The organism is Marinobacter sp. NP-4(2019) (assembly GCF_003994855.1).
In the GTDB taxonomy this organism is placed as follows: domain Bacteria; phylum Pseudomonadota; class Gammaproteobacteria; order Pseudomonadales; family Oleiphilaceae; genus Marinobacter.
Map to the genome: position 1 here is coordinate 2,849,520 of NZ_CP034142.1, position 12,294 is coordinate 2,861,813.

The 12,294-nt window shown below is 58.8% G+C and carries 11 protein-coding genes; 4 read left to right on the plus strand and 7 right to left on the minus strand.

Features of this window, described 5'->3' with window-relative positions; all coding sequences use genetic code 11:
- The first annotated feature begins 39 nt into the window (after nucleotides 1-39).
- Nucleotides 40-3,549 carry a transcription-repair coupling factor gene (mfd, locus tag EHN06_RS12975; RefSeq protein ID WP_127332970.1) on the plus strand — a complete coding sequence of 1,170 codons (3,510 nt, stop codon included), beginning with the start codon at nucleotides 40-42 and terminating at the stop codon, nucleotides 3,547-3,549.
- A gap of 53 nt (nucleotides 3,550-3,602) precedes the next feature.
- On the plus strand, nucleotides 3,603-4,298 hold the full coding sequence (locus tag EHN06_RS12980; protein WP_228257304.1) for a CsiV family protein: 696 nt from the start codon (nucleotides 3,603-3,605) through the stop codon (nucleotides 4,296-4,298).
- Here EHN06_RS12980 and EHN06_RS12985 read toward each other — a convergent pair.
- The 5 genes from EHN06_RS12985 to EHN06_RS13005 are packed head-to-tail and all read right to left on the minus strand — an operon-like array spanning nucleotide 4,295 to nucleotide 8,594.
- On the minus strand, nucleotides 4,295-5,062 hold the full coding sequence (locus tag EHN06_RS12985) for an S-methyl-5'-thioinosine phosphorylase (protein ID WP_127332971.1): 768 nt from the start codon (nucleotides 5,060-5,062) through the stop codon (nucleotides 4,295-4,297). The two genes, EHN06_RS12980 and EHN06_RS12985, sit on opposite strands and share 4 nt — an antisense overlap.
- Nucleotides 5,059-6,306: a mechanosensitive ion channel family protein gene (locus tag EHN06_RS12990; protein ID WP_127332972.1), complete on the minus strand. Its 1,248-nt coding sequence runs from the start codon at nucleotides 6,304-6,306 to the stop codon at nucleotides 5,059-5,061. The genes EHN06_RS12985 and EHN06_RS12990 overlap by 4 nt, the downstream gene beginning before the upstream one ends.
- Before the next feature lie 56 nt (nucleotides 6,307-6,362).
- Entirely contained in the window at nucleotides 6,363-6,869 is a 507-nt protein-coding gene (locus tag EHN06_RS12995; protein ID WP_127332973.1) for a L,D-transpeptidase, read from the minus strand.
- Nucleotides 6,870-6,926: 57 nt separating this feature from the next.
- On the minus strand, nucleotides 6,927-7,601 hold the full coding sequence (locus tag EHN06_RS13000; RefSeq protein ID WP_127332974.1) for a TetR/AcrR family transcriptional regulator: 675 nt from the start codon (nucleotides 7,599-7,601) through the stop codon (nucleotides 6,927-6,929).
- Between the two features lie 60 nt (nucleotides 7,602-7,661).
- Entirely contained in the window at nucleotides 7,662-8,594 is a 933-nt protein-coding gene (locus EHN06_RS13005) for a hypothetical protein (RefSeq protein ID WP_127332975.1), read from the minus strand.
- Nucleotides 8,595-8,777: 183 nt separating this feature from the next.
- Here EHN06_RS13005 and EHN06_RS13010 point away from each other — a divergent pair, with 183 nt between their 5' ends.
- Complete coding sequence (locus EHN06_RS13010; RefSeq protein WP_127332976.1) at nucleotides 8,778-9,398, plus strand: riboflavin synthase subunit alpha; 621 nt, start codon at nucleotides 8,778-8,780, stop codon at nucleotides 9,396-9,398.
- On the opposite strand, the gene EHN06_RS13015 is transcribed toward EHN06_RS13010, so the two are convergent.
- Nucleotides 9,371-10,528: a class I SAM-dependent methyltransferase gene (locus EHN06_RS13015; RefSeq protein WP_127332977.1), complete on the minus strand. Its 1,158-nt coding sequence runs from the start codon at nucleotides 10,526-10,528 to the stop codon at nucleotides 9,371-9,373. The two genes, EHN06_RS13010 and EHN06_RS13015, sit on opposite strands and share 28 nt — an antisense overlap.
- Nucleotides 10,529-10,647: 119 nt before the next feature.
- Here EHN06_RS13015 and EHN06_RS13020 point away from each other — a divergent pair, with 119 nt between their 5' ends.
- Nucleotides 10,648-11,094: a hypothetical protein gene (locus EHN06_RS13020; RefSeq protein WP_127332978.1), complete on the plus strand. Its 447-nt coding sequence runs from the start codon at nucleotides 10,648-10,650 to the stop codon at nucleotides 11,092-11,094.
- An 87-nt stretch (nucleotides 11,095-11,181) separates the two neighbouring features.
- Here EHN06_RS13020 and EHN06_RS13025 read toward each other — a convergent pair whose 3' ends face one another.
- Nucleotides 11,182-12,228, minus strand: a complete 1,047-nt coding sequence (locus EHN06_RS13025; protein WP_127332979.1) for a methyltransferase — start codon at nucleotides 12,226-12,228, stop codon at nucleotides 11,182-11,184.
- Nucleotides 12,229-12,294 lie beyond the last annotated feature (66 nt).

Sequence of the window (12,294 nt, forward strand, 5' to 3'; positions counted from 1 at the left end):
CCGCCCCGGACTTCACACTGCAGGAGAAGACAAACGCCCATGACTGACGGTGCATCCTCACTACGCTCCCGCCCTGCCCTGGTGGCACCGGATTTTCCGGAAAAGGCCGCCGATCATCGCACATGGGGCCAATTGCACGGCAGCAGCGATGCGCTGGCCATCTGTGAGAGCGCAAACCGACACAAGGGCCTGACCCTGGTCATTACCCGCAGCACCGATGAAGCCATTCGCCTGGAACAGGCCATGCGCTTCTACCTCGGCCTGCCAGCGGAAGAGGACGGCACCACTGTCACCAGAACCGGGCTTGAACTGCTATCGTTGCCGGACTGGGAGACGCTCCCCTACGACCTGTTTTCGCCGCACCAGGATATTACGTCCCGTCGAATCCGTACCCTGCACCGGTTACCCTCCACCCGGCATGGCGTGCTGGTTGTCCCGGCACGCACCCTGATGCACCGCCTGCCCCCGGCTCATTACCTGCAGGGCAACACCTTGCTGCTTGAGGTGGGACAAACACTGGACATTGACGACTGGCGCCTGCAACTGGAATCCGCCGGCTACCGCCACGCCGAAAATGTCTACGAACACGGTGAATACGCCGTTCGCGGCGCCATTCTGGATATTTTCCCGATGGGCGCGACACAACCGTACCGGATCGACCTTTTCGATGACGAAATCGAAACCCTGCGGACCTTTGACCCGGAGACCCAGCGCTCCATCGATCGCATCGACAAGATCGAACTGCTGCCGGCCAACGAATTCCCGTGGAACAAGGAAGCCCGCTCCGGCTTTCGCAACCGCTGGTTCGAGCACTTCCCCAACGCCGACAAGGACGCTCCGATTTACCAGGATGTCAGCCACGGCATTACACCTCCGGGCATCGAGTACTACCTGCCATTGTTCTTCGATGAAACAGCGACACTGTTCGACTACCTGCCCGATGGCACTCACGTTTTCACCGCCGACGGGCTGAACGATTCCGTCGCCCACTTCGACGCTGAGACCCGGGCGCGATACGAAGACCGGCGTCACGACCGTTTGCGCCCCATTCTGCCGCCAGCCGAACTGTTCCTGCAGCAGGACGAACTGTTCGGACAGCTCAAGCGCTTTCCCCGCGTTACCTTTACCGTTAACACCGCAAGCACCGCCGGCGCTGAAAACTGCCGGACCGATGAGCTGCCCGATGTCGCCATGGACGGTCGCGCGGCGGACCCTGCCGCTCGCCTGAAACAGTTCATCCAGACATTTGGCGGGCGGGTCCTGCTGTGCGCCGAATCCTCCGGGCGTCGGGAGGCCCTGATCGACAACCTCGCCGATCACCATGTGAAACCGACCACCCTGGACAGCTGGCAGGCGTTCCTTGAGGACCGGGACTGCACCCTGGGCATCACCATTGCTCCCATGGAGCTGGGGCTGGTACTGCCAGACGAGCACCTGGCACTGGTCACCGAAACCGCCTTGTTCGGCGAGCGGGTATTGCAGCGCCGTCGCCGGGAAAAGCCGACGGAAGTGGACGATTCCGGCTATCGCGACCTGTCCGAGCTTCGCATCGGCGCGCCCGTGGTTCATATTGACCACGGTGTCGGTCGCTACCAGGGCCTGGAAACCATCACGGTTGACGGAGACGCCAGCGAATTCCTGATGCTTGAATACGCCGGAGGCTCGAAACTGTACGTCCCCGTTTCCAGCCTCCACCTGATTTCCCGCTACACCGGGTCGGACACCGAACACGCGCCGCTGCACAAACTCGGCACCGAACGCTGGAGCAGTGCCAAGCAGAAGGCCCTTGAGAAAATCCGCGATACCGCCGCCGAGTTGCTGGACGTTTACGCCCGCCGCGAGGCCCGCAAGGGGTTCTCCTTCGAAGATCCGAAGGAAGCCTATCGCGCCTTCGCCGCCGGTTTCCCGTTTGAGGAAACACCGGACCAGCAGGTGGCCATCGAGTCCGTCTTCGAGGACATGATCAGTGAACGCCCCATGGACCGGCTGGTCTGTGGTGACGTTGGCTTCGGCAAAACCGAAGTCGCCATGCGCGCGGCCTTTATGGCAACCTTCTCTGGCAAGCAGGTAGCCGTACTGGTGCCCACCACCCTGCTGGCACAGCAGCATTACGAGTCCTTTCGCGATCGCTTTTCCGATACGGCGGTCAACGTCGAACTGCTCAGCCGTTTTCGTAGCGGCGCCCAGACCAGCAAGGCCATGGAGGCGATCGAAACCGGCAAGGCGGACATCGTGATCGGCACCCACAAACTGCTTCAGGGTGGCCTGAAATTCAAGAACCTGGGGTTGGTGATCATCGACGAGGAACACCGCTTCGGGGTTCAGCAGAAGGAAAAACTCAAGGCACTGCGGGCCGAGGTGGATATGCTGACGCTCACCGCCACGCCGATTCCCCGCACCCTGAACATGGCCATGGGCCACCTGCGGGACCTGTCCATCATTGCCACGCCGCCGGCGCGGCGACTGTCGGTGAAAACCTTCGTGCGCCAGCGCGACGATGCCATGGTCAAGGAAGCCATCCTGCGGGAAATCCTGCGGGGTGGTCAGGTGTACTTTCTCCATAACGATGTGGCCACCATCCAGAAAACCGCCGAAGACTTGAGAACACTGATTCCGGAAGCGCGGGTGGGCGTGGCCCATGGCCAGATGCGGGAACGGGAACTGGAACAGATCATGTCGGATTTCTACCACAAGCGTTTCAACGTGCTGGTGTGTACCACCATCGTGGAAACCGGCATCGACATCCCCAGCGCCAACACCATCATCATCGAACGAGCGGACAAGTTCGGTCTGGCCCAGTTGCACCAGTTGCGGGGCCGGGTCGGCCGGTCACATCACCAGGCCTACGCCTACCTGCTGACACCACCCCCCCGATCGATCACCACCGACGCGAAAAAGCGCCTGGAAGCGATATCCGAGGCCCAGGATCTGGGTGCCGGGTTCATGCTGGCCACCCACGACCTGGAAATCCGGGGTGCCGGCGAGCTGTTGGGCGAGGAACAAAGTGGCCAGATCGAAACCATCGGCTTCAGTCTGTACATGCAACTGCTGGATGAGGCAGTGACGGCCATCCGCGAAGGACGCACCCCCAACGCCGAACTCCCCATGAGCCACGGCACCGAGATGAATCTGCGCATTCCCGCGCTGATCCCGGATGATTACCTGCCGGATGTGCACAACCGTCTGATGCTGTACAAGCGAATTGCCAGTGTCAGCAAAAAAGACGAATTAAAAGAACTTCAGGTTGAGATGATTGATCGCTTCGGATTATTACCGGATCCGGCCAGAAACCTGATTCGTCAGACCGAGCTGAGGCTCAAGGCTGAAGCCCTCGGTATCGTGAAAATCGATGCTGGCAAGGAATGGGCCCGGCTGGAATTCGGTGCCTCGACACCGGTTGATCCTCTCGTACTGGTTAAGAAAGTGCAATCCGCTCCGGACCAGTACCGGCTCGAAGGGGCCAACAGTTTCCGGTTCCGGCTGAAGGATGACTCAACCAGTGGTAAACTCGACGGCATTTCCGACATGCTCGGGCAGTTGGCCTCCTGAAACACAGGCACTGCCCGCCATACGACAGCCATTGATATTGTGGAGTACAGCCCTTGCGAACGCCCGGTTATGCCCTGCCCGGAAAGGCATTGATCACCTTCACCGCAGCCCTGCTGGCGATGGCCCCACTGTTTGCCAGCGCCCAGGAGAGTGGTGACAACCTCTACCGGGCCGAAATTGTCATCATTGAACGCCTCGTTGATCCCCAGAACGTTGAGGAACACATGGCCAGCCGGATGCCTGAGCCCGTCGACAATCTGGCCAAACAGATGAAGGTGTTTCGCGGGGATGGCAGCCTGGCGACCTCTCTCAGGCTGGCGCCAGAGACTGACCTGAGGTTACGTTCTGTGGCGCAACGCCTTGAAAACAGCGGGCGTTACCGCGTGCTGATGACTGCCGGCTGGTACCAGTCGTTCCCACCGAACTTCGAAGGTGAGCCAATGCAGGTTGCTGTCGGGGACTGGCTGGCAGACGCCGGCCACCGTGAGGTCGAGGGCCACATCACGATCGACCGCAAGCGCTACCTCCACGTGGGCGTACACCTCAACCACTGGAGTCCGGGCGGCTCACCCGCTTACCCTGTCCAGGGCGACGCCACGGGCAACGAGTTGCAACCTGCCAGCACAAACGCCAGGGCCGAACTTGTTACCTGGATTCGGGAAACCCGGCGGATGCGCAGTGAGGAAGTCCACTATCTCGACTCCCCCACCATCGGCGTGCTTGTGTTCTTCAGGCCGGTAGAGGGCTAAAGCGCCCCCAGCCCGTCCATGGATTCCTCGAGAATCCGCTTCACTCCGGACATGCCCTGCGCAATGGCGGCCTCAATCTCTTCCATCGTGATGATGTGATCGGATTTCCCGGCCGCCCAGTTAACCACCAGCCCCAGGCACACGTAGTTCAGCTTGAGTTCTGCTGCCAGGGCGGCTTCCGGCATGCCCGTCATGCCCACCAGATCACAGCCATCCCGCTCCAGGCGGACAATCTCCGCAGCCGTTTCCAGACGGGGGCCCTGGGTTGCCCCATAGACGCCGAAATCCGAGAAAGGCAGGCCCAGCGAATTCGCTGCCTCAATCATCACGGCTCTGGCTTTTTCCGCATAAGGGTAGGTGAAATCTATGTGGGTCACTTCTTCAAGGTCGCCCTCAAAAAACGTGCTTCCCCGCCCCCAGGTATAATCAATAACCTGATCGGGGATGACGATATGGGCAGGTCCCATGGCCTCATGGATACCGCCTACAGCGTTGACGCCAACCACGGTTTTAACGCCGGCCTGATGCAGGGCCCAGAGATTCGCCCGGTAATTAACCTGATGGGGCGGAATACGGTGGGGATTACCGTGACGGGACAGGAAGATTACCGGCTGATTGCCCAGGCGCCCTTCTACCAGCTCCGCAGAGGGAGCCCCCCATGGCGTATCCATTTCACGTTTTCCGGCAATTTCAAGGCCTGACAGAGTTGTCAGCCCGGTCCCACCAATGATGCCAACCGGTGCCATTGTATTTGTCTGATTCATGACGATCCTTCCCCTCCGCCGGTCGCCTCCGCAGACGAACCTGAATGAGTGCGCTGGGCCGGGCGCGACTTGTCGGAACCCTGATCCTCATTCTCGATGGGACCGAGCTCCTCATCATCCGGACCTTTCGCGTTCGCACTTTCCAGCCGCAGGCTATCGGCCACGTGCAAGGTGCGCGTCGGGAACGCGACCTCGGCACCGTGACTCTCGATGATTTGACTGATCTTCAGCAATACATCCTGTTTCACCTCATGGAACTTCACCCACTCGGTGGTTTTGGTGAAGGTGTAAACCATGATATCGAGGGAGGATGAATTGAACGCCAGGAAATTCACGATCAGGGTTTCATTGCTCGCAATTTCATCGTGATTTTCCAGCATGGTGCGGATCTCAGAGACAATCACCGCCATCTCACGAACATCTGCGTAACGGATCCCGATGGTTTCCGAGATTCGGCGATGGCTCATGCGGGAGGGGTTTTCCACCGCAATCGTGGTGAAGGCTGCGTTCGGCACATACAGAGGGCGTTTATCGAATGTCCGGACGGTGGTCAACCTCCAACCGATGTGCTCTACCGTACCCTCAATGTTGCGATCCGGCGAACGTACCCAGTCGCCAACCTTGAACGGCCTGTCCAGATGAATGATCACGCCACCAAAGAAGTTGGCCAGCAGGTCTTTGGCGGCGAAGCCGACGGCAATGCCACCCACACCACCGAACGCCAGCACACCGGAAAGACTGTAGCCCAGGGACTGCATGACAATCAGGACCGCTGTAATGATCACCACCGCACGGGCCAGCTTGCTGATGGCGTTGACCGTGGTGTAATCCATCGGTTTCTTCATTTTCATTGGGGAGGTAAGAATGCTCTCACCTTCCTTCACGAAACGAAGAATGGCCCAAACCAGCACCCAGACAAAACCGATCCTGAGCAGGTGTTCGTTGGCCGAGAAAATCTCGGCTTCGGAGTAGCGGTAGGCAACTTCCGCAGCCCAGTAGACACCCTGAATCCAGACAAAGGCCACCACCGGCTTACGGGCCGCATGGAGAAAAGCGTCGTCCCACAGGTTCCTGGTTTTACTGAAACGCCTTTCCAGTGCGGCCACAACATGGCTGGCAACATAGGCCACGGCAGCGGTTCCGAACACCAGAGCGAAAACAACGATACCGACCCGCCAGCCTTCGGAAAGCAACTCCCAATTCTCAATCCAACCATCAATGGTGGTATGCAGCTCCCTGATCATGGACGTCCTCAATCGTAAAAAATCAATGCCAGCAGCGCCGCAACCAGGCGCGACGTTCAGGATTCTTCGACAATAACGGCTGTTCCCGGGGTAACCAGATCATACAGTCTGATCACATCGGCATTACGCATACGGATACAGCCATGGGATCTGGGCTCCCCCATGGGCTCGGTGTCCGGTGTGCCGTGAATGTATATGAAGCGTCGAAAACTATCGACCCCCGGGCCACGGTTTATACCCGATTCACAACCACACAACCAGAGTATTCTGGAGAGAATCCAGTCCCGCTCAGGATAGCGGGCCGCGAGTTCCGGGGTGTAGACTTCACCGGTTGGTCGTCGGGCGACGAACACGGTACCTTCCGGTTGCCCCTTGCCCACCATGGCGCGAACATAATGCCTGCCCCGCGGTGTGCAGCCGCTGCCATTTTGCTCTCCGGGACCGTTCAGGGCGGTAGATACCGGGGATCGAAACAGGGGGGCCCCGTCAGCAGCCACCAGTGTCAGTGACTGGGAACCGATACTGATATGGAGGTGGGGGAATGTCCCCTCTGGCGAGTTCATACAGTTAAGCTCCCGACTGACAATGCCAGTGCGGAAGCCTAACCGAGAGGGGACAGCTCAGGCAACCGGTGCCTGACCCGATGAAGGCACCAGCATGGTATCCTCCGCCTGCATGCCAGCCGCTAGGAATGGCACCAGTCGCGCGGCAATTTCCTGCACTGAGGTTTCCACGCCCAGTTTGTTTTCCAGGATATCCCGTAACGCGTCGCTGCTGGACATGGTGAATGCGGTGGCCCCGAGCATGAACTGGATCCGCCAGTAACGGTCCACCGCCGACAATTGCGGTGTGGCCTCCTTCAACAGCCTCATAAATCGGCTGAAAGGCTCACTATACTCCTGCTCCAGGAACTTGCGCAGATGCCCCTGAGACTGGGTGTAGGCGAGACCGAGCAATCGCATGAAGATGGAAATACCTTTGTCGGTGCGCTGAGGCATGCGCACCGCACTTTCCGTCAACGCCCACAGGGTCTGATTCAGAGTCGGCGGCTTCCCGTCACAGCGCTCCTCCAGCTCGTCAAACGCGGTTTCCAGGGTGGCGGAAAACGGGGTCAGGAACCGGGCAAACACTGCGTGGATCAAAGCGTTCTTTGAGCCGAAATGATAATTGACAGCGGCAAGATTTACTTTAGCCTTACTGGTAATCATCCGCAGCGAAGTTTCGGAGAACCCCCGGTCCGCAAACAGTTCCTCAGCTGCATCCAGGATGCGGTCAACGGTATCAGACTGAGCCATATTTTTATCAGTGCCTCTAGCAAACGTCTGTTTGAAACATACGTTTGAGACACTATCATGTCAAGCTCTCTGCCCGGGAGAAGCCGCCACGGAGGCCCAACCCCGATCAATGGCCTGCTGATTACCCTCGAAAAATGCTTTTTGAACCCGATCGTACGCTTTTTCCGCCTCCAGCAGATAGATCAGATACAAGCGAACGTATTCACGGCGTGTCATATTCCGGGCCAGAGTCCGGTGCTCCGACAAGGCCAGCAGTTCACTAAAACGCGAGGCACGCAAGGCCGGATTGAATTCCGCCATACGGGCACACTGCCATACCAGACCTTCTTTACCTTCCAGGTGTTCAATATGTTTACGGGCATCCCGAAGCAACCGCTGCCGCGTGACAATAAGATCAAGATAGGAAGGGCGGGACGTATAGATGCGGCGAATGGCAGGCACCCCCAGCATCAGAATGATCACAAATGCACCGAAGCCGCCACCGGCAACCCAGGCGGGGATAAAGCCCGTGAGACCGCTGAGAAAAACCAGCGCGGCTACCAGGGCACTGAATAACCACAGGTCCCGACTGCGCCTGGCCGTGGCAAGGGAGTAATTATCCGGCCAGCGCGACATTGCCAGGATATCAAAGTCCATTAACAGAACACGGTCGCACTGCTTCAACATCAACCGCAACTTACGCTGAAGGGACTCTGCCATCGCCTGCTCAATAGCCGCTGGACTCTCTGCCTCCCGGCTGCCATTGTCGGGGCTATCTTCCACCGGAGGCTCCTCGGCGCTGGCTACCCGGCTGTCCATTTCGGGCGTGGGCCCGCTTTCACTGTCGGCTTCGGAGGCCTTCTTTCCGACACTGCCGGAGGCCCCTGTCGACCGGGAGGGAACACTTGAGGATCCGGCCGCAGGGACAGGGTCCGCCGCGCGCCCTTGCCGCAGAACAGGCTCACCCGGAGCCAGCTTCCCTTCTGCCTGCGTTGTTTGTCTGTTGTCAGCCATGAGCTCTCTACCAAAGATACCGTGAGCCGGCAGCCCGCCAGGCAGGCCACGTAGGATAATCCTTTACTTGTGTATCGACTGTTTGCCGGGAACTTTAACCCCTTGGCATCATGAGATCAGGTCGCTATGCTTTGGCGGTATTTCGTCGGCCAGGATTGGCCGACCCCACTATGAGGGTAGTCCATGTTCACAGGCATTGTTCAAGGCGTTGCCACCATTCAGGAAGTGTCCACGGCTCCTGGCCTGAATACCTACGCCATCCAGCTCCCGGCAGACCGGACCGAAGGCGTCGCCATCGGTGCTTCCGTCTCAATTAACGGAGCCTGTCTCACCGTCACCCGCCAAGAGGGTGACTGCCTGTATTTCGATGCCATGCAGGAAACCCTGAAATTGACCACACTAGGGAAGCTGAACCAGGGCGACCGGGTGAACTTTGAACGGGCAGCACGCATCGGCGATGAAATCGGCGGCCACCTGCTTTCAGGACATGTCCATACCACCGCGACCGTGACCTCCATTAAGCGGCCTGAGAACAACGTCACTATTGAGTTTGAAGTGCCGGAGGCGTGGGCAAAGTACATTTTTCCCAAGGGTTATATCGCCATCAACGGCGCCAGCCTGACCATTGGCGAGGTGACCGGCAACCGTTTTAACGTCCACCTGATACCGGAAACCCTCAGAGCCACCACCTTTGGTGAGATCCGGGAAGGCGATGTGGTCAATATTGAAATCGATAGCCAGACCCAAACCATTGTGGATACCCTCGGCAGGCTGGGTTATGACCGCCCTGCCCCAAGGGGCTGAAGGCGGGCCGAGAACACCACGAACTTTGGATCGGCCTGCAACTGGGTAACCACTGGAAAGTACCGCTTCAGGCTGCGGTGGTAACCGAGATGCCGGTTGCCAACCATCAGCAGCTGCCCGCTGTTTTCCAGGTGCCGGGCAGCCTGTCGGAACAAACGTAGCGCTATGTGGTCACCCACCACGCCACCCTCATGGAATGGTGGGTTAAGCAGGATAAGATCGAACTTTCCCGTATCCTCCGGAACGCCATCCCCATGACAGAAATGGGCGTCAGCGGCTGACGCCGTCGTCTCGACATTGCGCTTCGCGCTGACGATCGCCTGACTGGACACATCACTGAACACCATGTTGAGTGCTGGCTGGGCACCCAATGCCTCCAGCCCCAGCACACCGTTACCGCAGGCCAGGTCCAGCACTCTTGCTCCAGATGCCAGTGTGGCAGCCACCCGACGAACCTCCGGCAGTAACAGCCGGGTCCCGATATCCAGGCGCTCCCGCGCAAATACAGCGGGAAGAGCGTTGACACTGTGGCCACCATCCAGAGGGTAGCCCTTCCACTGCCCCTGCCAGCCTTCCAGACCGTGATCACCTCGTTGACACACCACCACCCGGGCCTTTTTGCGGGCAGGACAGACCTGCTTCGTCCGGACCAGATCATTGAACACCTCAACACTCCGGTCCGGCAGGTGTTTGATCATACCGCCGGCAATCAGGACACCATCCGGCACCAGCACATCGTTTGACCAGCGCAGCAGCCAGCACAGGTAGTCCAACTGTCGGGGAATCCGCATGACAATGACATCAAAAGGCCCCTGAGGCGGCGCGAGCCAGCTCTTGGGGGCAGCCACATTGTCCGCCCCGTTGGCGCGACCATTCTGTATCAGGGCTTCTGACAGAGTGGCACTGTCTGCCAGCGATACCGGGTCGAATCGACGGAGCCCCAGGGTCAGCGCACCGAACTGGTCATCCACCACCAGCACTTTCTTGCCTGCGCTTTCTGGTACGCGGATAAAGGCCTGCTCCAGCAACAACTCATCGGCGGCATCCCAGGCTCTCAGGGTGCGATCAGTGTTACCGGGACGCTTGAGAGTCAGCGTGTCTTCAGGCGTTTTCAGGGTGTCACTTGTCATTTCAGGCACCAAATCAGGCAGGTTGAACATCGGCGACCATTCTAGGCTGATTACTCTAGAAATTAACCCTAAAGTGGCTTCCAAGTTGAATTGAAACCGATCCAGATGAGAGACCCGATATGATCCGCGATTCCATCAAGAACCGCTTTGAGTCCGTTCAGGCTGCAGGCAAGCGCTTTGAAGACCAGCTTCGCCCCCAGCTCGACAAGGCCTCTGCCGAACTGAAAAAGGTTCTGGCCAACATGGGTGCAGACGTCTCGGAGCCACGCAGCCTGTCTGAAGTGGTCAGCCAGATTCGCAGCAAGAACCCGACGTTCCGTGAACTCACACTGCGCCTGGACGTTGCCACCTACGACCTGCGTAAAAAGCTGTGGTGGGACGCCAACATGATGACCGCCTACTTCACTGACAAGGCGGGCAAAACTTACGAGGCCGAGGTCAAACCCAAGCTGACTGAAGCCCGCAGCCGTGCCGAATCGGAAGCCCGTCGCCTGATTGAGCAGGTACGCGAGCTGGCACCCGGCCGCAATGCCCGCAATCAGGAAGACACTTCCGGGAAAGAATGATTTCAGGTTGTCTCCCTTTCTTTTGGACACAACCTTTTTGCCCCTCACCCCAGGGGCTTTTTTTTGTCTGGATAACAGTTCCGGCGGTTATCGACGTTTCGCGGAATACACGGTAAAACGCTTGTCGCACTGCAGCCTTGTAACCGGACCAATGCATTTGGTCATCAGCGCCTCGTAGGGCAGGAAGCTGTTGGCAACCAGCCGCAACTCACCTCCGGGCTGCAAATGAACCGCGACCTGCTGCAGGAATCGCTCAGTCATTGAGGTATCTGTCCGCACTCCGGTGTGAAATGGCGGGTTGGTCACAATGGCACGATATTTCCGGGTGACACCCGCCAAGCCATCGGATGCCATCACGTCCCCCAGGGCCTGGGCACGGGTGTAGGTCGCCTTGGCGCAGATCACCGCCTGGGACTGCACGTCCACGGCATCAACTGGAGAAGGCTCGATGCCTTGCTCCCGCTGCCAGCACTGCATCCAACTGCCAATGACACCGGCACCGCAAGCAAAATCCAGCGCATATCCACGGGGAAGGGGCTGCTCAGCAAGACTTTGCAGCAACATCGCCGTACCGTCATCCAGTTGACCATCGCTGAAGATACCGGGCAAGCCGGCCACATCTATTCGCACTCCCGCACACTCGACAGGGTGCCATTGCATCCAGGCTTCAAGATCAAAGGTAGTCACCGGCACAAATGCTTCCGCGAGCCATACCTGGCAGTGGCGGGCGCTATCCACTTTGGCGGCTTCCGGCGCCACCAGCTTTAACTGCTTGACCGCCCCCGCAATTCCTTCGCGCTTCTCTCCAATCAGCAACAACCTTGCGCCATCGGCAGCAAGCCAGCGCGCCAACTCCAGCCGGAACGTCAACTCTGCACGGGCCTTGGGCAGGAAAACCACCAGGGTGTCGGCGCACGCGGCTTTCAGTGCATCGTCGTCATAGCCAAACGCAGGCTGCCAGTCTTTTATTGCCGGCATCCGTGAAAACACGCCGGCATGTTCTGTCATCGCTATTCCACCGCTGGGTAACCGGGATAACAGAGTGGCGTCGGAGAGACCGATCAGGGCCAGGCGACCCTTGATCAGGTCGCGATTTCTAAGCAGGGCCTCATGGGCATTGGGTAATGCAGACATTGGTTTGGGACATCCCGAGCTGGTATACAGGCGGGATACTCTAACCGGAATCTGGCCCGGAGTCTC